This window comes from Nonomuraea sp. NPDC050536 (genome assembly GCF_044457685.1).
Classification (GTDB): domain Bacteria; phylum Actinomycetota; class Actinomycetes; order Streptosporangiales; family Streptosporangiaceae; genus Nonomuraea.
On the sequence record NZ_JBITHD010000023.1, the window covers coordinates 126375 to 145685 of the forward strand.

Sequence of the window (19311 nt, forward strand, 5' to 3'; positions counted from 1 at the left end):
GCGGTCAGCCGTCATCGCCGGAGTGGCGTCTCCCTGGACGGGGGGATGCGGCTACGGCGGGTGGCGGTGGTGTGGCCTGCCGTACAGGCGGTGTGGTCACATCTCGCGGCGCGCGCGGATCGTGGCGCGGACGCTCTTGAGGGCGTTGTTGTAGTTGCGCTCGTCGGGGCGCATGGCGACGGCGATCGCGAGGGGCTCCTGGGCGCCCTCGACGTCGCCCGTGCGCCAGAGCGACAGGCCGAGTCCGAAATAGGCGTAGTCCTCTGCTGGGTTGGCGTCGACGATCCAGCGGAAGCTCTCGGCCGCCTCGGCGTAGCGCCGCGAGTTGAACTGGGCCCTGGCCAGGGCCTCCCTGATGCTGCGTGAGTCGGGTTCCGCGGTGGCGGCGCGCTCCAGGATTGCGGCGGCGGCGGCTGGACTGCCCTCTTTGAGGAGCTTCACCCCGCGCTGGTACCAGTCGTAGACATCGCCTTCCGGTGCGCCGCCTGTTTTCTCATGGTCCATGCGTGCGGGCCTCCTTCTGCTCGGGGGGCTGCTCAGGGAAGACTCGGCCTTTTATGGGAGCATGCCCGGTATGGGGACTCCTGAACTGCCAGTGCCCGATGGGCTGGTGCTGCGGCCATTCCGCGGTGTCCGTTATGCCGTGGACGATCCCGCTGGTGTGACGTCCCCTCCGTACGACCTCATCTCGGACAGCGACGTCGACGACCTGCTCGCTTCTCATCCCAACAACGTGGTCCGGCTGATCCTTCCCTGCGCCCGCTCCCCCCGTCCCTCAACCGCGCCCTCAGTGCCCGCCTCGGTCGTCGATGCCGTGGTGTCACCGGACCCCGCGGCTTCCGAGCGGTATGGCGCGGCGCGCGACACGTTGCGGGAGTGGCTGTCGTCGGGGGTGCTGGCCGCCGATTCCGAGCCGGCGCTGTACGTCTACGAGCAGCAGGGTGCCGGCGTCCTCCAGCGTGGCCTCATCGGCGACGTGGGCCTGACCGACCCGGAGTCCCGCGTGATCCTCCCGCACGAGGACGTCATGCCGGGCCCTGTCGCCGACCGCCTGGCGCTGATGAGCACCACCCAGGCCAACCTGGAGCCGATCTTCCTGCTGTACGACGGCTCGCGCGGCCCGGCGAGCACGCTGGTCGACACGGTCGCCACCACCCGCGCCCCGCTGATCGACGCGAGCACCTCGGACGGTGTGCGTCACCGCCTGTGGGCCATCACCGACCCCGCCGAGATCTCCGCGATCAACGGCGACCTCCACCACCGCCAGGCCCTGATCGCCGACGGCCACCACCGCTACGCCACCTACCGCGTCCTGCAGCGCCAGGAGCACGCCGGCCAGGGGCGGAACGGTCCCTGGGACTTCGGCCTGGCGCTCCTGGTCGACTCCTCCACCTACCCGCCGGACCTCAAGCCCATCCACCGCGTCATTCCCGGCCTGCCGCTGGCGGAAGCGACGTCCCGCGCCGAGAACGCCTGGCGGGTCAGCTCCTTCGACTCCCTGCAGGCCGGCCTCGAGGCCCTCGCGCAGGCCGCCGACCCCGCCTTCCTGCTGGCCGGCGAAACCGGCACCCACCTCCTGACGGACCCCGACCAGGCCCAGCTCGAGCGTGCCATGCCCGCCGACCACTCCCCCCAGTGGCGGGCGCTGAACACCTCGATCCTGACGCGGTTCATCCTCCCCCACGTGTGGGGCCTGGAGGATGACGAGCGAACGGTCCGCATCGTCCACCACGACGCCCACGCGGCGGTACGGCAGGCCACCCGCACCGGCGGCACGGCGGTCATCCTCAAGTCCCTGCACGTGGACTCGGTCCTGGCGGTGGCGGCCAGGGGCGAACGCGTCCCCCGCAAGTCCACCTCCTTCGGCCCCAAGCCCCGAACCGGCCTCCTCCTCCGCACCTTCGCCATCGACTGACCCACCGCCCACCCCACCGGCCCCTGCGTCAAGGCCCGCCCTGGCACACCTAGCGAAGACCCTCGCTCGCCTTCGCACGCCTGGTGAAAGCCCTCAGCCGCCCTTCCGCACCGCGAGAGCGCTGAGGACACTCCGCCACCCTTCTGCGCCGCGCCAACGCGAGGCGTTGCACCACCCTCCCTCTGTTGAGCGCGGCGAGAATGTCCGTGGCTGCGCAGATCTAATGTCAGCGGCCGGTGTCGTCCGCGTCGTGGTGCCAGAAGCCATCGTCGGCCCCGCCGAACAACCGTTCCTGGAGGCCGGCCTCGTCGGCATCGGGTGACCGCCGCCACCAAGGGGGCTCGGCGAAGGGACTGTCGGGCTCGGCGAGGTGGTCGCCTCGGGTGAGGCGCAGGCTGTACTGGACGTCGGCGGATGCTTTGGTGGGGACGCTTGTGTCGCGGATGAGCCCTCCTGCGGAGCGTCGTCGCCTCGCCCAGCCGCAGCGCCCGGAGCAGAGGCGGGTGCCGTACGGGCGATGGTGCTGGCCCGCCGCCGCAGCTGATCGTCGCGAGTCCGGGCCGAGGCCGTCGCCGCGGCGGCGGGCGGCAGGATTCTCGACTCTGCCGGAGGGGTGCCCGCGCTGGTCTCGGTGAGCGGGACGAGTTCGGCGCAGGCCCGGGCGGTGGCCCGGCGCCGCTTGACGCCCAGGCGGCGTGCCTCAGCACGGGTGTGGGCGCGGAAGGCCTCGGTCTGCTCAGGGGTCAGGCGTTCGGCCGGGTGCGCGGTGCCCAGATGCGCGCCGCCCAGGTAGACCTCGACGAAGCGGTCGTCGTGCGGCATGTAGCGGATCTCCACGCGCTGGCCGCCGCGCCCCTGGAGCTCGGGGGCGAGGTAAGCGAGGTTGTTGAAGTGGATGCCGTCCTTGCCGATGGTGCGCGTCGTGGCGGCCAGCATCAGATGCCGCAGTTTGTCGGCGCCGATCCGGTGCAGCGGGCCGGTGTCGGACTCCCATGCCTGCAGCGGGGTCTGCCCGTCCAGCATCCGGTGGGGACGCTCGGTGTTGTACCAGCGCGCCCAGTCGGCGAACCTCATGGCGAGGCGTTCGATGCGCATCGGCTGGGCCTGGCGCGGATCGCTGTCGTCCTGCGCGGCGGCGCGGGCGGCGAAGCGGTCGTCGATCGGCCTGTACAGCTTGCCGGCCGCGTCACGCGGGCCGCCGGTGAAGCCGGGCAGGCCGCGCAGCAGCGTCTCGTCGATGGTGCGGTGGATGCGCTCCACCTTGCCCTTGCGGCAGGCCTTGCGGGAGGGCAGCCGGTGGCGGTCGACGCAGAGCGCGGCGAGCACGTCGTAGACGGCGCCGGCGGCGAACTCCAGCCCGCGGTCGATGCGCACCAGCGCCGGGACGGCGCCGAACGGGCCGCGCTCGACGTCGTAGACCAACGCCATGTGGAAAGCGGTCAGCACGGTGCCGGCGTGCGGGGTGACGGCGATCGCCCAGCCGAGCAGCGCGCGGGTGCCGTCGTCGACCACCGTGGTCAGCCACGGCTTGAGCGCCGGTCCGCGCGGCGGCAGCACCACGATGGGCAACTGCTTGTGATCGGCCTCCCAGGTGTGGTTGCGCGGCGAGCGAGGCCGCGTCAGGTACACCGAGGCCTGGCGGCGGCCTTCCTCACCGGTGCGCCAGGCGGCGCGTTCGGCCGGGGTGAGCTCGCGGGGCGTACGCCTCCTGCAGGGTGCGCAGCGCGAGCGGCCGGGCTCCGGCCCAGCCGTGGCGCAGGAAGTCGGGCACGACCACGCCCCCGGCCACCTCGGTGAGCCGGTCCTGTGCCGGGCCGTTCTGCTCGGTGTCGTCCTGATGGGCGCTCTCTGCTGGCGGGGGCGACGGGGAGGTGACAGCACTGCGGGCGCGATGCACGGCGGCGATGTTGCCACGGAAGTAGGCGAAGGCCTCGCGGTCGGCGCGTGAAAGCTCCTACGGCGCGCGGCCCGGGCGCCGCGGAGCGTCCTGGGCAGGCTCGTCGAGCCAGCGCCAGATGGTGCGCTCGGTGACGTCCAGGCCGCGCGCGGCCAGCCGGACGTGCTCGGTGGACAGATGGCCCGCTTCGCGCAGGGCGGTCAGCCGCGCGAGCGTGGCCGCGCGACGTTCACGATCGACGGCCACGGCGTGCCTCCCGGCTACGGCGCTCCGGACGATGAGGGCTACGAGCACAGGGCGTGGTGTCCAGTGTTCGTGCGCCGTATTGCCCGGCTCGCGAACGCCGACCCCGAACGGGCCGTAGCAAGCAGGCTTCGAGCCGTCCCGGGATCGGAGTAATCGCCCGATCCCTTTGGCGGCCGGACGCATCCTGTAGCGACCTCACGACCTCTGCGGGGTGGACCCCTTCAAGAAACACTCGTTTATTGAAGGGATCAGGGCCAGAGCCTGGACCGGCAAATCGACGCGCTCACCGCCGCTGGCTGCCACAAGATCTTCGCCGACAAGAAGTCCGGCAAGAACGCGATGCGCCCGGAGCTCAAGGCCTGCCACGCCTTCCTGTCGGCCGGCGACACCCTGGTCGTGCCCGGACTGGCCCGCTACGGCCGCTCCCTGGCCGACCTCATCACCTTGGTCGGCGACCTGCGCCGCCGCGAGATCGGCTTCACCAGCCTGCACGAGAAGCTCGACACCACCACGCCCGGCGGACGGCTGGTCTTCCACGTCTTCGCCGCCCTGGCGGAGTTCTAAGGCGATCGATGCCCAGGCCCCGTAAGTCGTCCTGGCCTCAGCGCATAAGCCCCGTCAGGCCTGATCGGCGTATCCCTTGACTGCCGCCACGACTACCAAGATCAATCTCACCGATAACGGCCGTACCGCTGTTCCTCAGCCCCGAAGCTGGAGCCGCTGCCGGCGAAGCTGAACCGGCTGGCCGACCATTTCCATAAACTGTGAATATAAAAATGCTATGCTTCGAGCATGAGTCGTCAAGACGCCGCTCCTGGCGCGTCCGCCGCCATCGGGGCAGCCCTCTACGGCCTGGCCACCGGGGCCACGAGACGCCTGCCCCGGGACATGAGCCTGACGTCCGCCGCCACCCTGGCCACCCTGGACCGGACCGGCCCGCGGCGCATCACCGATCTGGCCGCGGTCGAGGGCGTCACCCAGCCCGCGATGACCGCCCTGGTCCGGGTGATGGAGGAGTCCGGCCTGGTCGAGCGGCGGGGCGACGCGTCCGACAAGCGGGTCACGCTGGTGTGCCTGACCGAGGCCGGCGCCTCCTATGTCCGGACGCGGCGCCAGGCGGGCGTCCACGCGTTCGAGCGGTTGATCGGCGAGCTCACCGGCGACGAGGTCGAGGCGCTGGTGGCGGCCCTTCCGGCGCTGAAGCATCTGGCAGAGCTCGAAAGCCAGGACCGCGAAGGGCCGAAGCAGTGACCGGGCAGCCGGTCGGCGGGGGCGCGGTGAGGGCGTTCCCGGTGGCGCGTTCCGAGGCGCGGCTGCTGGTCGCCGCCCTGATGTTCATCGCTCTGGTCGTGGCGGCGGTCGCCAGCCTCGGGACGCCGCTCATCACCAGCGTGGCGACCTCGTTCCACGTCTCGCTCGGCAGCGCGCAGTGGACGCTGACCGTCGCGCTGCTCAGCGGCGCCGTCGCCACGCCGGTCCTGGGCCGGCTCGGAGCCGGCCCGCATCGGCGGGCCACGATCCTCGCCACGCTGGCGGTCGTCGTCGCCGGCAGCGCGCTCACCGTGCTGCCGCTGCCGTTCGCGTGGCTGCTGGCCGGCAGGGCGGCCCAGGGCGTCGGGCTCGGGCTGACGGCGCTGATGATGGGCGTGGCCCGGGACCACCTCCCCGAGGAGCGCAGCGCGGCCGTGATCGCCCTGATCTCGGTGGTCTCGATCATCGGGGCCGGCGTCGGCTACCCGCTGGCCGCACTGCTCGCCGAGCTCGGCGGGGTACGGGCCGCCTACGGCCTCGGCCTGGTCGTCACCGCCGCCGCCCTCCTGACCGCGTGGCGCTCCATGCCCGAAGCCCCCGAAGGCCGCTCCGCCCACATGAACGTGACTGGCGCGGTCGTCCTGGCCGCTGCGCTGCTCCTGGTGCTGTTCCTCGCCGGCGAACGGAATCTATGGAGCCAGCACCTCGCCGTGGCGGCAGGCCTCGCCGTCGTCGCGGTGGTGCTGCTCTGCGTCTGGGCCGTCATCGAGCTGCGCAGCACGACGCCCCTGGTCGATGTGCAGGCGGTGCGGCACCCGGCGGTCGCCGGGGCGAACCTCGCCATGTTCGTCGGCGGGATCGGCATGTACCTCCTGCTCACGCTCATCACCCGGTACGCGCAGACGCCGCACGGCGCCGGCTACGGCTTCGGGCTGACGACCTTCGTCGCCGGGCTGGTCCTCATCCCGTTCTCGGTGCTGGGGTTCGTCGCCGGCAAGCTCACGCCGCGGGTCCGGACGCGGATCGCCGACCCCCTGCTCCTGGCCGGCAGCGCCGTCGTGGTCGGCGGCGGGTTCGCCCTGTTCGCGGCGGCCCGGTCGGACCTGGCCGAACTGTTCGTGGCGATGGGCGTGCTCGGCTTCGGCGTCGGCGGCTTCTCGGCCGCGATGCCCGGCGTCATCCTGGCCGTAACCCCCAAGAGCGAGACGTCGAGCGCCATGAGCTTCAACTACGTCGTCCGCAGCGTCGGGTACTCCCTGGGCAGCGCCATCGGCGGCCTGATCCTCGCCGCGGGCACCGGCCCCGGCCACCTCTTCCCCGACGACAGCGCCTACACCACCGCGGCGCTGGTCGGCATCGGCGCCATGGCGATCACGACGCTGACAAGCCTCGCTCTCGCCCGCCGACGCTCGTCCAAGACCAACCCGTAAGTCAGATGCACTCATCTCAATACTGGAGGTTCCATGCCCAAGGGCTACTGGGTCAGCGTCTACCGCACCATTTCAGACCCTGAGAAGCTGGCTGCTTACAACAAGCTGGCCGGTCCGGCCGTCAAGGCCGGGGGCGGTCGGACCTTCGTCCGTGGCGGTCGGGTCGTGGCGCGTGACGCTGGAATTGCCGAACGCACCGTCCTGATCGAGTTCGACAGCTTCGAGCAGGCCGTCGCGGCGTACGAGAGTGCGGCCTACCAGGAGGCGTTGGTCGTCCTCTCCGACGGCGTCGAGCGCGACTTCCGCATCGTCGAAGGCATCGACTGACCGAGGCCAAGATGGTGGATCTTCACTGAAGATCCACCATCTTGGTTTTCGCTGGTGCGGCTGCTGGTGTGGCGGGGTTCGTGGGTGCTCGTGCTGGTCGTGGGCGGCTGTCTTCGGTCTTGATCGTCTGTCAGCGATCGAGTTCGAGGTTCGTCAGGACGAGCAGGGCGCGGAGCAGGTTGGTGGCGCGGGCGGGGCTCGTGCGGAGTTTGGTGAGGATGCGCCAGGTCTTCAGGTGCGCGAAGCCGTGCTCGACGGGGAGCGGCCGGCGGCTTTCAGGTGCTCGACGATGTGGTCGTGGCAGGCGGCGGTGATGTCGTGGGTGCGCCCGGGCCTCGCGGCGGAGATCCAGATCAGGCGTCCGCGTTCGTCGGTGAGCGCGAGGAAGTGCAGGCCGTGGCGCTTGTGCTTCCCCGAATAGTTCTTGCGGTTGTCCTTGCCGGTGCGGCGGCGGGTGGGGATGAGGGTGCCGTCGATCAGCACGGCCTCCCCGCCGCGTCTGGCGACCTTGGCCAGGGCGCGGTCCAGGCGCGGTGCCCCGGCCGCCAGCAGGGCGACGACCTCGTCGGTCCAGCGGCGGATCGTCGTGGCCGCGATGCCGTTACCGCCGGCCAGGTCGGCGGCGCGCTGGTCGTGGCGCAGCACGGCCAGGACGATCACGACGATCCGGCCCGCCGGCAGGGACCGCCACCGCGATCTGATCGCCTTCAGGTGCTTGCGCAGCAGGTCGGTGACGTATTGGACAGTTCTCGTGGACAGCGGCAGGGCGCACTGATAGACCAGGGAGACGGCGTCCCCGGCCTGCTGGTTCTTGTTCTTCACACAACTTCAACGAGCACCGGGGACGCCCCTTACGGCCGGCTCTGCCGCCCGCCCGGTTCGCCCCTATGTCAGGGTCCGCATAATCGCCGGTATGTGGGACGGACGCACGGCGGTCCGGATGCTCGCCGCCGATCCGGGCACCACCTTCGGGTGGACAGCCTCCGCTCTCGCCGCCCAGGCCAGCGGCCAATTCACGGGCCCACCGCAGGCGCGATCCGGTAAGGGTCGCCGTCACGGCGGCTCAGAAGGCGATCGTTAACCGGCCGTCGGCGAGTTTCCGCAGCCAGGCCCGGTCGGCCAGCCGGTTCAGCTTCGCCCGCAGCGGCTCCAGCTTGCCCCGCACCTCGACCGGCAGGCCGAGCACCTCGCCGACGGCCCGGACCGTGACCGGCCCGGCCGCCTCCCGCACGATGGCCACCAGCCGCTGATAGTCCTGCGGCAGCACGTCGGGGTCGATACCGGCGGCGCGGGCCGGGATCAGCAGCACCGACCGGCCGCCCACCTGGACCTCCGGCGCCGGCGGCGCGAGCGACAGGTACTCCCCGAAGCCCTGCTCGCTGATCCGCTGCACGACCCGCCCGGCCACCACCAGCTCATCACGCTCGACCCGCACATCGGCCAGCTGCTTGACCAGCTCCTCTTCCAGCAGGTCCAGCTCGGCACGTCGCGTGGCGATCCGCTCCAGCATCCCCTCATCCGTCATGACACTCCAGCGTAGGAACCGCACCGGCCACCACGAGCCGGAACAGCCCACGAACCACCCTGACGAACGATCTACACCCAAGACACCCGCACACGACCAGCACGAGCGCCTACGAACCCTGCCACTCCAGCACCCTCACCAGCGGAATCAAGATGGTAGATCTTCATTTGGCACCCAAGCAAGGCCGAACGAGAACCTGCCCGGCGCATCACGCCCGACCAGACCCGCACGGTCCTGATGCATTCTCACCCACAAACCCCCGGTCAGACATCTGACACGCCTGACCCAACAACCACTCCGGCCCCACAACAAGGGGGGCGGATGGCGAGATCGTGATGTGCATCGGTGAGTAGGGCGTGGCGCTGACATTAAGTCGGCGCTGTCACTGACATCTTCTCCGCGCCCAACACCCTCGCCTCACGAGCACGAGGCACCCCACCACCCTCACGCGCCGCGAGCACGAGGCACCTAACACCGTCCCGCGCCGCACCAGCGCGAGGCACCCCACCACCCTTCCGGGCCGGCGAGCACGAGGCATCCCACCACCCCTCCACGCCCGCGAGCACGAGGCACCCCCCAACCCCTCCACTCCCGCGAATGCGAGGGCACTCCGTCGCCCGTTTCATGTCTGTCGAGCGTGTCGGAAATTGCGCGTATGTTGGCATTGCTGCCACTCGTAGACCCGGCGCCATCTCACAACCATGGGCTAAATGAACAAGAACCCATGGTGGGCCGCAGGACTGGCGGTGGCCGCGGTCGGCTGGGGCGCCCAGCAGTTCGCCCCTCTCCTGATCATGTACCAGACCCGCCTGGACCTTTCGGCGACCACCATCCAAGCGACCTTCGGCATGTACGTCCTGGGCCTCATCCCCGGACTCCTCCTCGGCGGCCCCATCTCAGACCGCTACGGCCGGCGCCGCGTCATGATCCCCACCCTGTTGGGGTCCCTCCTGGCGACGACCCTCCTCATCCTCGGCGGCACAGCGGCCCCCTGGCTCTTCGCCGGCCGCCTGGTCGCGGGCATGGCGAGCGGCGCCGCCTTCAGCTCCGGAGCCGCCTGGATCAAGGAACTCTCCCCCAACCCCGCCGACGGCCCCCGCCGCATCACCATCGCCATGACCATCGGCTTCGGCCTCGGCCCTCTGGCCGCAGGCACGCTGGCCCAGTGGGCCCCCTGGCCCACCGCCCTCCCATACCTCCCACACCTGGCAATAACCCTGACCGCCCTCCCCCTAACCCTCCCCACACGCAACAGGCGTGCTCACACCACCTCTCACAATCCCGCCGACGGCCCCACCAGCACCCCCGACCACGACGTTGCCGACAGCCCCGCCAGCCCCCGCAACCGCGACTCCGTCGACGCGTCCGCCCACACCCTGGACCGCAATGTTGCCGACAGCCACACCCACACCCAGCACCACGACCACGCCGACAAGCCCGCCAGCACTCTCGGCAATCCGGCGGCCGCCTTGGCACCCGACGAGCAACCAGGCTGGATCGTCGGGCGTCGGCCCGCCAGCGAGGCGGTGCGGACAAGTGAGCGGTCGGTACGGTCACACTCCCGGGTGCTCGCGATGCGCCACGACGGTGCCGAGGGGGCTGCGTCGAAGCCATGGCGTCTCCCGGAGGTACGCTCGCGACGCTTCCTGACCGTGGTCGCGCCTCTGGCTCCGTGGGTGTTCGGCTCGGCGTCGATCGCGCTGGCGTACCTTCCCGGCCTGGTCAAGGACCAGCTTCCCGGCTACGTCCTGATCTTCAGCGCCGCCGTCACCGTACTCACGGCAGGCGCGGGCATTGCCGTACAACCCTTGGCCCGCCGACTCACCCACTCCCGTCTCCTGACGACGGTCATGGCCACCATCACCACCGGCCTCCTCATCGGCGCCGCCGCAGCCGCCACCCTGAACCCCCTCCTCGTGGTGCTCGCCGCCCTGACCCTCGGCGCCGGCTACGGCACCTGCCAGCTCTACGGCCTCATCGAGGTCCAACGCCTGGCCCACCCCACCCGCCTGGCCGCCCTCACAGCCGTCTACCAGGCACTCTCGTACATCGGCTTCGTAGCCCCCTACCCCCTCGCGGCCCTCACCCGGTCGTTCCCCGCCCCGTGGCTCCTGCTAGCCACCGCCGCCATCGCCACCCTCACCTGGACCTGGCTTACCCACCACACCCGCACCACCGCTACCGGGCCCACAAAACCCCTCTCCAAACCAACCACCACCACAGTCCCCCCGACCCAACCCAGGCGCTAACCTCACCGCAGCCCCTCGCGGTACGGCACCGAACACCCTCGGCTCAGGCCGTCCTTCCGGTACGGTGTGCTCTCACCACCGCCCATCAACGCGGCACATCACGGTCCTCGCCGCCGAGCACCCCCGCGATACCGCGCACCCTTCACCACCACCCACACCGCAGACACACCGCACCACCGACCCACACCACGGCACGACACACCCCTCGCCGCGACCGTGCCCGAGCCCGAGCGTGCTAGCGGTGCGCAGGCTGATGTACCGCGGGATGGTTGGCCGGTGGGGGTCCCCTCACCGCTGAACCAGCGCCACTGCGCGGCGACGCTTGGTACGCAGCACTGGCCCACTGGTACTGGTCGCCCCCGTTGCCCAGAACGCCGCTGCTTCCACATGGAAGTGATGGGTCACGTGGGAGTGTTCCGAAAACGGTGGATCCAGCCTCCCCCTCCGGCAAGCTGCGTGGCCTGCGGGAACCTCATGGGCGGCCCTTCCGCTCGACCAGAGATCGGACACGCGGTCGGGACCCTGTCCGCGCTGCCGGAGGCGCTGGGGCTGTCCGGCTCCGACCGGGAGATCCGCCCAGGAGAGTCCCGGAGGTCATGCGGTTTCTGCCCGGGGCGCACAGGAGGTCCTAGATCCAACGTTTCGGGACACGCCTGCGGCGCTTGGGATCATGTGGGGGAGGTGGTGCGGAAGGTGCGGCGGTAGGTGTCGGGGGCAACTCCCAGCGTGCGGTTGAAGTGGCGGCGGAGCGTGGCGGCCGTGCCCATGCCTGTGCGGGCCGCAACGAGTTCGACGCTGTCGTCCGTCGTCTCGAGGAGCTCCCTGGCACGGTGCAGGCGCTGGGTCAGCAGCCACTGCAGTGGCGTCGTGCCCGTGACGGCATGGAAGTGGCGAACGAGGGTGCGTGAGCTCATGTTCGCTCTCCCGGCCAGGTCCTCGACCGTCAGCGGTCGGTCCAGTTGCTCGAGTGCCCAGGCCAGCACGTCGCCCAAGGGCTGCTCGCGCCCGCTGGAGACAGGCGCGGCGATGAACTGGGCCTGCCCGCCCTCCCGATGCGGAGGCACGACCAGCCGCCTGGCCAGCGCGTTGGCCACCGCCGCCCCGTGATCGAGCCGGACCACGTGCAGGCACAGATCCATCCCTGCCGCCTTTCCGGCCGAGGTGAGGATCGACCCGTCGTCGATGTACAGCACCTCCGGATCGACCCGCACTCGCGGATACCGTTCAGCGAGCACGTCAGCGTGCATCCAGTGCGTGGTCGCCCGCCGCCCGTCCAGCAGCCCCGCCGCGGCCAGCACGAACGCTCCGGTGCAAATGGACATCACCCGCGCCCCGGCCTCGTGCGCCGCCCGCACGGCATCGACCAGATCGCCTGGCGGCTCGTTCGAGATGTCACGGCACGCGGGAACCACCACCGTGCCGACCTCAACCAGCCGCTCCAGCCCGCCGGACGTCTCCACCTGGAGCCACTCGCCCACCCGGACGGACGACCCACCGCACACCATGAAGTCGTACCAAGGATCCGCCAGATCCGACCGATCCACGCCGAACACCTCGTACGGCGCGGCCATCTCGTACAGGCTGATCCCCTCGTACACGGCCAACGCAACACTCCTCATGTCCGAAATCGTACGCTGCTCCGCATTTCTGCCACCCCACACCTGCCGACATCCGCTCTGCCAAGACCCCGCTGGAAGCCGTGCATCCTCACACCCGGACCCGCCAGCACTCCGCGGTCACGATGCCTCACGCTCGACAACCGCGATGAGGCAGCCCGTATGACTCGAGGTGCCCATGTCACGAAGGTCCCCACCCCGGCCGGCGCGGCCCGGGAATCCACGCAATGACGGACGGCGCAGTCAAAGAGCTCACGCGACCGCATTGCGCATCCCGATATGCGCACACCGACCCAGCGAAACCAACCAGAGGTGCTGCGTCATGACCACAGAAGGCGACCGGAGGAGTGCTACGCCATCGAGCCAACGAGCCAACCAAAAGATTGCTACGCCACTGAGCCAACCAACCAACCGAGCCGAGCCAACCCGAGGAGTCCACGCCTGGAGCTAGATAAACCGACCAGGGCACAGACAGCAAGCGGTGAGCCGGTGTGCCCGCATCTCTCGCTAATGCAAGGCAAGCCAGCGACAGACCTGGCCGTCCAAGCGTCAGCCAGGACCGCTAGCGGCAGACAAGATGAACGGACACCAGACCTGCTTGGCGGCCAGCAACATAGGCATGCCCGTTCCCCGGGTGGTGGGCGTCACCACCCGGAGGGGACAAGAGCTGGATCACCCCGTGGGAGCCAGGTACTCCACCTGCATCACCGCCACTTCTGAGACCGGCGACGTGACCTCCACCTCCTCGGAGACCGGCGACATGGCCTCCTCCTCGGTGACCGATGAGGCGGCCTCCACCTCCACCTCGTAGTTGAAGACCTTCGCCGTCGTCGGCCCGTAGACCCGTAGCCGCAGTGACCCTGACACCTGCAGCGGATCCCGGGGTCTCAGCCCGTGCACCACCGCCGCCACCACCGGGTCGAAGGTCACGCACGGCAGGCTGTCGTACACCGTGCTCCCGCGTCTGTGGCGGCGCCGCCGTACGATCAAGCGCCATTTCGTCAGGACGTCGCCACCCGGCAGAGTCTTGTCCTCCGCCGCCGCAGAAAGCCGTCCCACCAGCAAGACCTCGTTGCGGTCCACTGTCGCCCTCCCGTCGATACTCGCGTGGAGATCACTCTTTACGATGAGGGAAAGGCCGGATCGGCTCGAACGCCGTTCTGGGGACAACGGCAGCAGCGCGGGAGTGCCTGTGGACAACATCACCGCCCTTGGCGGCGACGTCTATGAGATCGATACGAAGATGGCGGGATATGCCGGGATCACCGCTGGATATCTGATCCTCGGCGACCGCCCCTGCCTGGTCGAGACCGGCACCTCCACCTCGGCCCCGGTCGTGCGTGACGCGCTCGCCGCACTCGGCGTCGGCCCGGACGACCTGGCCACGGTCGTGGTGACGCACATCCACCTGGACCATGCGGGCGGCGTGGGGGACATCGCGGGCTTCTTCCCGTCCGCCCAGATCGTGGTGCACGAGAAGGGGGCGCGCCACCTGGCCGATCCGTCGCGATTGATGGCCAGCGCGCGCATGGTCTGGGGCGACCAGCTCGACACGCTCTTCGGCGAAATGTCCCCCACCGAGTCCGAGCGCATCGTCGCCCTCGGGGACACCGGCGCCATCGACCTGGGCAACGGCCGCACGCTGAGCAGCCACTACTCTCCCGGCCACGCCAAGCACCATGTGGGCCTGATCGATTCGGCCACCGGTGACCTCTATGTCGGGGACGCGGCCGGCGTGTATCTCCCGCAGACGGGGGACGTCCGTCCGGCCACGCCGCCGCCGGACTTCGACCTGGACACGGCACTCAACTCGATTGCCCTGTTCAAGGCCCTTGGTCCGCAACGCCTGCTGTTCAGCCACTACGGCCCCGTCGGCGCGGTCGAGGACACCCTCGACCGCTCGGCGGAGGAACTACGTATCTGGGTTGATCTCACCCGCCAGGCGCACGCCGAGGGCATGGACCTCGACCACGCAGTCGCCATGGTCTACGAGCGCACCAAGGACCGCTACGCGGTGCTCAAGGAGGACGAGCGCGCCGAGCAGTTCGAGATGCTCAGCGGCGCCCCGTCCAACGTCGCCGGCATCCTCCACTGGCTCGGCCGCGCCAAGCCCTGACGACCTTTCCGCGCACGGAGGTACGGCCTGCCGTACAAGATCACCATCTGGTACGGCAGGCGGCACGCTAGTCCTGGCGCTTCGGGGACTCCTCGTCAGGCTGGTCGAGAATGTCGCCGAAGTCCGGCTCGATGAAGGCCGGCGTGATCGCGACCTCCTCGGCGAGCTTGATCTCGGCAGGCTTGGCCTCGATGGGCTCATCCTCGCCGGGCTTGGCCTCGTCGTCCGCTTCGGCAATCTCGGCCTCGGCGGATTCGGCCTCGGCAGCGAATTCGGCTGACCCGGATTCAGCGTCCACCTCGAAAGATTCCGCCTCGGCGTCCACCTCGGAAGATTCCGGCTCGGCTTCCGCTTCGGAAGACTCGGCCTCGGCGTCCGCCTCGTCGTCCTCGACGTCGGATGCCGCGGCTTCGTCCGTCGAGGCGGAATCGGCAGCCTGGGTAGGCGCGATCGCCGCGGATCCGACCAGGATGTCGTCGTCGAAGTCGTCCGCGTCGAAGGCCTCGAACTCCTCCTCCACGTCCTCGATCACGGCGCCCGTCAGCTCGGCGTACCGCTCGGCGGCCTCCGTCTCGCCTTCCTCGTCGAAGGCCATCGCCCGGGAGAACCAGTCGGTGGCCGCGTCCTGGTGACCCGCGTCGGCGAGCGCGTCGGCGTACGCGAACGCCAGCCGCGCCGACCAGGGCCGGGGCTGCGGGTCGCGCAGCTCGGGCAGGCGCTGCAGCGTGATGACGGCGGCGTCGTGCTGCCCCAGGTCACGGCGGGCGCCGGACTCGACGATGGTGAGCTCGATCCGGCCGGGACGGTCGAGGCGCTCCGCCTCGGGCGAACGGACCAGGTCAAGGGCGCGTTCCGGACGCCCGAGACCCCGCTCGCAGTCGGCCATGATCGGCAGGTACGCGTCCGAGCCCGTCATCCGCCGCGCCGCGCGCAAGTCGCTCAGCGCCTCGGAGAAGTGACCCGCCCGGTAGGCGACGATTCCGGCCGCTTCGCGCACGACACCGATGCGGGCCGCGAACCTGCGGGCAACCTTGGTGTGCTCGTGCGCCGCGTCGGGGTCGTCCTCGGTCAGCGCCCGCTCGGCGGCGACCATGTGCCTGCCGACCAGGTCGGCAAGGTCGCCGGGCAGGGAACGCAGCTCGTCGCGGACGTCCTTGTCGAGCTCGTCGGTGGTGATGTCGGGCGCGACCTCGGGCAGGCGCTCGCGCTGCGGCGCGTCCTCGCGCTCGTCGGACCGACCGTAGCGCGCCCTGGCCGGACCCGCGTCGCGGTCGCCGCGCGGCCGCTCGTCACGCGAGAAGGGACGAGAGCGGTCATCCCGGTCACGCCGCGGCCCGCGGTCGTCGCGGAACCCGCCCTCGCGGCGGGGACCCCGATCGTCCCGGAAACCACCCTCGCGCCGAGGACCCCGATCATCGCGGAACCCGCCCTCGCGCTGCGGCCCGCGGTCGTCGCGGAACCCGCCCTCGCGGCGGGGACCCCGATCGTCCCGGAAACCACCCTCGCGGCGAGGCCCGCGGTCGTCCCGGAAACCGCCCTCACGGCGAGGACCCCGGTCACCCTCACTGCGGGGTCCACGATCATCGCGGAAACCACCCTCACGACGCGGACCCCGATCATCACGGAAGCCACCCTCACGGCGGGGCCCGCGGTCGTCCCGGAAACCACCCTCACGGCGGGGACCCCGATCATCACGGAAACCACCCTCACGACGCGGCCCGCGGTCGTCCCGGAAACCACCCTCACGGCGAGGACCCCGGTCACCCTCACTGCGGGGTCCACGATCATCGCGGAAACCACCCTCACGACGCGGCCCACGATCATCACGGAAACCGCCGCCCTCACGGCGGGGACCCCGATCATCACGGAAACCACCCTCACGCCGGGGACCCCGATCGTCGCGGAAACCACCCTCACGGCGAGGCCCACGATCATCACGGAAACCGCCGCCCTCACGCCGCGGACCCCGATCATCACGGAAACCACCCTCACGACGCGGCCCGCGGTCGTCCCGGAAACCGCCCTCACGGCGAGGACCCCGGTCACCCTCACCCCGGGGGCCACGATCATCGCGGAAACCACCCTCACGACGGGGGCCACGATCATCACGGAAGCCACCCTCACGGCGGGGGCCACGATCATCACGAGAGCCGCGGTCGTCCCGATAGCCACCCTCACGACGCGGCCCGCGATCGTCGCGGTAACCGCCCTCACGGCGAGGACCCCGGTCACCCTCACCCCGGGGGCCACGGTCATCGCGGTAACCCCCCTCACGCCGGGGGCCACGATCACCACCGAAACCACCCTCACGCCGGGGGCCACGGTCGCCACCGAAACCACCCTCACGCCGGGGGCCACGGTCGCCACCGAAACCACCCTCACGCCGGGGGCCACGGTCGCCACCGGAATCCCGGTAGCCACCCTCACGACGCGGGCCGCGATCATCGCGGAACCCCTCACGTCGCGGCCGGTCGTCCCGGGATCCCCCGTCCCGCGACCTGTCGTCGGAACGGTACGGCCGGTCGCTCCTGGGCTCACGGCCGCGCGAGCCGTACCCGCCTCTGTTGTCCGAGCTCCTGTCGCGGGGGCCGTCGCCACGCCCGCGCTCTTCGCCGTCCGATCCGCTGTCTCTGTTCACTTCTGGTCCATTTCGTTGGCTCACTCAGCGGACCCGTGCTCCAACGACGGTCCACCGTGGCTGGTCGCCGCCCGCCTAAGGGCCTTACGCGACGAAGGCCACCCGTGGGGGTGGCCCGGCCCCTCCAGCCTAGCAAGCCGTGGAGCCTTCCCGAGCCCGCACATATTCGATGGCCCCGGCCGTGCCCCTCACGACACACTGGCCTCCATGTCCCTACGCCACCACGAGATCGCCGAAGCCCGTCACCGCATCCTCAACCCGTTCACGGAGGACAAGCTCCACCTGCTCGGCGACCTCTGCCGCATCACCCCAGATCTGCGGCATCTCGACCTCGCCTGCGGCAAGGGCGAACTGCTCGCCCAGTGGTCCAGCCGGTACGGCTCGCGCGGCGTCGGCGTCGACATCAGCAAGGTCTTCCTGGAGGCGGCCAGGTCCCGAGCCGAGGAACTGGGCGTGGCCGACCGCCTCGAATACCTCGAGGCCGACGCCGCCACCTACCAGGCGGAACCGCATTCCTACGACCTCGTCTCCTGCATCGGCGCGACCTGGATCGGCGGCGGCCTCGCCGGCACGCTCGACCTGATGCGCCCGGCCCTCCGCCCCGGCGGCCTCGCCCTGGTCGGCGACATCTTCTGGCTCTCACCGCCGTCGGCGGAGGCCTCCGAGGCACTCGGCATCGACCCGGCAGACTGCACGTCCCTCGCAGGTACGGCAGAGCGCATCGAACAGGCCGGTTTCGAACTCCTCGAGATGGTCCTGGCCAACCAGGACAGCTGGGACCGCTACGTGGCAAGCCAGTGGTGGACGATCAGCGACTGGCTCCGCACCAACCCGGACGATCCCGACGCTCCCGCCATGCGCGACTTCCTCGCCCAAGCGCGAACCTCTCACCTCGAGTACGGCCGGCAGTACCTCGGCTGGGGCATCTTCGTCACCCGCCCCCGCTGAACGCCAGCACCTTCGTCACCCGCCCCGCTGAACGCCTACCACCTCACCCCCGCCACCCGCTCCACCCGAGGCGAAGTACGGACATTGCACCCCGCATCCACACCTCGTCCTCCCGCCTTCCCTCACCAGTCCGGGATTCGCCAGCGTCCTCGGCATCGTGGCGGGGCTTCGGCGGTGCGGGCTAAGCGGCGCAGCAGGCCGCTGAGTTGGGTGAAGATGCCGTCGGTCTGCCAGTGGGCGAGGTAGCCGTAGACGGTCTGCCAGGGTGGGTATTCGTGCGGCAGATAGCGCTAGGGGGGCCGGTGCGGTCGACGCAGAGGATGGCGTTCATGATGGCGCGCAGGTCGTGCTCGCAGGGGCGGGCGATGTCCAGGCGTCTGCCGCGGGGGTCGGCGCGTCAGGTGCTCAGCGCGGGTTCGATGAGCGCCCACCGGGCGTCGGACGGGTCGCTGGGATACGGTCGCTGTACAGCCATGCTTCCGGCGAAGCGCAGATCGCATCTCCTGCCAGCCCTTAGCGTCAATCTTCAACTACATAAGGTGACATGCCAGGCATCTTGGAATGATGTTCCAGGATATGGCTGGCGCCCTGCGGCCCGCTCATCGGACACCGCCGCACCGACATCCACCGAAAGCGCGCAAACGAGGCGTACTGGTGGGCGGGCATACCAGCCAGATACATCACCTCGCAGGATCAACCGCCCACGCAGAGCGCGTGCGTGAACTTGTCAGCCCGACGTGGTCCGTGCAGGCTCGGCCAAGACTCGCGGGAGAAGTCACCCCCTGCCGCGATGAGTTCCGGCCGGGGCGCGAGTCTGTTCTGGTGACCGTCGTAGGAAGTCGTGCGACGCTGCCCGGCACGAGCCACCACGGAGGACACCATGCCTTCCACGCCGAACGACCCGACCACCGCGCTGCCCGGCCGCCCGCCCGTCGTTGACCTGGCCACCTGGCAGGCCGCCCGTGACGAGCTTCTGGTCCGCGAGAAGGCCCACACCCGCGAGGGCGACGCCATCGCCGTGGCCCGCCGCCGGCTGCCGATGGTGGAGTTCGACGGGTCGGTCGAGGTCGTCGGACCCGACGGCCCGGTCCCGTTCCTGGACCTGTTCCAGGGCCGCGACGAGCTCGTGGTCTACAAGCACATGTGGTACGAC

General features: G+C 70.3%; 17 protein-coding genes and 1 pseudogene. 9 read left to right on the forward strand and 9 right to left on the reverse strand.

The annotated features are described in order from the left end of the window. Positions 1-96: 96 nt before the first annotated feature. Entirely contained in the window at positions 97-504 is a 408-nt protein-coding gene (locus ACIBHX_RS43400; RefSeq protein WP_397073717.1) for a tetratricopeptide repeat protein, read from the reverse strand. A gap of 70 nt (positions 505-574) precedes the next feature. Between ACIBHX_RS43400 and ACIBHX_RS43405 the strand changes: the two genes are divergently transcribed. Next, positions 575-1915 (forward strand): DUF1015 family protein, encoded by a 1341-nt coding sequence (locus ACIBHX_RS43405; protein WP_397073718.1) that lies wholly within the window; start codon positions 575-577, stop codon positions 1913-1915. Between the two features lie 93 nt (positions 1916-2008). Here ACIBHX_RS43405 and ACIBHX_RS43410 read toward each other — a convergent pair whose 3' ends face one another. From ACIBHX_RS43410 to ACIBHX_RS43420, 3 genes are read right to left on the reverse strand one after another with little or no spacing between them, the layout of a single operon-like run. Continuing rightward, positions 2009-3544, reverse strand: a complete 1536-nt coding sequence (locus ACIBHX_RS43410) for a Mu transposase C-terminal domain-containing protein (RefSeq protein WP_397073720.1) — start codon at positions 3542-3544, stop codon at positions 2009-2011. Positions 3545-3566: 22 nt separating this feature from the next. Then, entirely contained in the window at positions 3567-3812 is a 246-nt protein-coding gene (locus ACIBHX_RS43415; RefSeq protein WP_397073722.1) for a hypothetical protein, read from the reverse strand. Positions 3813-3869: 57 nt separating this feature from the next. After that, entirely contained in the window at positions 3870-4106 is a 237-nt protein-coding gene (locus ACIBHX_RS43420) for a hypothetical protein (RefSeq protein WP_397073742.1), read from the reverse strand. Positions 4107-4316: 210 nt separating this feature from the next. Here ACIBHX_RS43420 and ACIBHX_RS43425 point away from each other — a divergent pair. The 4 genes and pseudogenes from ACIBHX_RS43425 to ACIBHX_RS43440 form a co-directional block, all read left to right on the forward strand. Next, positions 4317-4622: pseudogene (locus ACIBHX_RS43425) on the forward strand (recombinase family protein); the annotation flags it as partial. A gap of 228 nt (positions 4623-4850) precedes the next feature. Next, positions 4851-5309 (forward strand): MarR family winged helix-turn-helix transcriptional regulator, encoded by a 459-nt coding sequence (locus ACIBHX_RS43430; RefSeq protein WP_397073723.1) that lies wholly within the window; start codon positions 4851-4853, stop codon positions 5307-5309. Continuing rightward, entirely contained in the window at positions 5306-6739 is a 1434-nt protein-coding gene (locus ACIBHX_RS43435) for an MFS transporter (protein WP_397073725.1), read from the forward strand. The genes ACIBHX_RS43430 and ACIBHX_RS43435 overlap by 4 nt, the downstream gene beginning before the upstream one ends. A gap of 33 nt (positions 6740-6772) precedes the next feature. After that, positions 6773-7066, forward strand: a complete 294-nt coding sequence (locus tag ACIBHX_RS43440) for a DUF1330 domain-containing protein (protein ID WP_357939971.1) — start codon at positions 6773-6775, stop codon at positions 7064-7066. Between the two features lie 231 nt (positions 7067-7297). On the opposite strand, the gene ACIBHX_RS43445 is transcribed toward ACIBHX_RS43440, so the two are convergent. After that, positions 7298-7888, reverse strand: a complete 591-nt coding sequence (locus tag ACIBHX_RS43445; RefSeq protein WP_397073726.1) for a transposase family protein — start codon at positions 7886-7888, stop codon at positions 7298-7300. Positions 7889-8129: 241 nt separating this feature from the next. Then, positions 8130-8591 (reverse strand): hypothetical protein, encoded by a 462-nt coding sequence (locus tag ACIBHX_RS43450; RefSeq protein WP_397073728.1) that lies wholly within the window; start codon positions 8589-8591, stop codon positions 8130-8132. 710 nt (positions 8592-9301) lie between these two features. Between ACIBHX_RS43450 and ACIBHX_RS43455 the strand changes: the two genes are divergently transcribed. Further along, a complete protein-coding gene (locus ACIBHX_RS43455; RefSeq protein WP_397073730.1) occupies positions 9302-10840 on the forward strand; it encodes an MFS transporter in 1539 nt (512 codons plus the stop codon). A gap of 668 nt (positions 10841-11508) precedes the next feature. On the opposite strand, the gene ACIBHX_RS43460 is transcribed toward ACIBHX_RS43455, so the two are convergent. Together ACIBHX_RS43460 and ACIBHX_RS43465 are read right to left on the reverse strand one after the other, a co-directional pair. Next, on the reverse strand, positions 11509-12459 hold the full coding sequence (locus tag ACIBHX_RS43460) for a helix-turn-helix domain-containing protein (RefSeq protein ID WP_397073731.1): 951 nt from the start codon (positions 12457-12459) through the stop codon (positions 11509-11511). Between the two features lie 669 nt (positions 12460-13128). Continuing rightward, positions 13129-13539: a single-stranded DNA-binding protein gene (locus ACIBHX_RS43465; RefSeq protein WP_397073732.1), complete on the reverse strand. Its 411-nt coding sequence runs from the start codon at positions 13537-13539 to the stop codon at positions 13129-13131. Positions 13540-13648: 109 nt separating this feature from the next. On the opposite strand from ACIBHX_RS43465, the gene ACIBHX_RS43470 reads away from it, so the two are divergent. After that, complete coding sequence (locus ACIBHX_RS43470; protein ID WP_397073734.1) at positions 13649-14572, forward strand: MBL fold metallo-hydrolase; 924 nt, start codon at positions 13649-13651, stop codon at positions 14570-14572. Between the two features lie 67 nt (positions 14573-14639). Here the strand turns inward: ACIBHX_RS43470 and ACIBHX_RS43475 are convergent, their stop codons facing one another. Continuing rightward, positions 14640-15665: a hypothetical protein gene (locus ACIBHX_RS43475; protein WP_397073735.1), complete on the reverse strand. Its 1026-nt coding sequence runs from the start codon at positions 15663-15665 to the stop codon at positions 14640-14642. On the opposite strand from ACIBHX_RS43475, the gene ACIBHX_RS43480 reads away from it, so the two are divergent. Together ACIBHX_RS43480 and ACIBHX_RS43485 are read left to right on the forward strand one after the other, a co-directional pair. Further along, a complete protein-coding gene (locus ACIBHX_RS43480; protein WP_397073737.1) occupies positions 15615-18158 on the forward strand; it encodes a methyltransferase domain-containing protein in 2544 nt (847 codons plus the stop codon). The two genes, ACIBHX_RS43475 and ACIBHX_RS43480, sit on opposite strands and share 51 nt — an antisense overlap. An 880-nt stretch (positions 18159-19038) precedes the next feature. Further along, a partial coding sequence (locus ACIBHX_RS43485; RefSeq protein WP_397073739.1) for a DUF899 family protein occupies positions 19039-19311 on the forward strand: 273 nt, incomplete at its 3' end.

What these genes read in the sequence shown, in the direction of transcription:
- ACIBHX_RS43400 (WP_397073717.1), bottom strand. Translation starts at nt 504, where the DNA reads ATGGACCATGAGAAAACAGGCGGCGCACCGGAAGGCGATGTCTACGAC.
- ACIBHX_RS43405 (WP_397073718.1), top strand. Translation starts at nt 575, where the DNA reads ATGGGGACTCCTGAACTGCCAGTGCCCGATGGGCTGGTGCTGCGGCCA.
- ACIBHX_RS43430 (WP_397073723.1), top strand. Translation starts at nt 4,851, where the DNA reads ATGAGTCGTCAAGACGCCGCTCCTGGCGCGTCCGCCGCCATCGGGGCA.
- ACIBHX_RS43440 (WP_357939971.1), top strand. Translation starts at nt 6,773, where the DNA reads ATGCCCAAGGGCTACTGGGTCAGCGTCTACCGCACCATTTCAGACCCT.
- ACIBHX_RS43450 (WP_397073728.1), bottom strand. Translation starts at nt 8,591, where the DNA reads ATGACGGATGAGGGGATGCTGGAGCGGATCGCCACGCGACGTGCCGAG.
- ACIBHX_RS43455 (WP_397073730.1), top strand. Translation starts at nt 9,302, where the DNA reads ATGAACAAGAACCCATGGTGGGCCGCAGGACTGGCGGTGGCCGCGGTC.
- ACIBHX_RS43460 (WP_397073731.1), bottom strand. Translation starts at nt 12,459, where the DNA reads ATGAGGAGTGTTGCGTTGGCCGTGTACGAGGGGATCAGCCTGTACGAG.
- ACIBHX_RS43475 (WP_397073735.1), bottom strand. Translation starts at nt 15,665, where the DNA reads ATGGTCGCCGCCGAGCGGGCGCTGACCGAGGACGACCCCGACGCGGCG.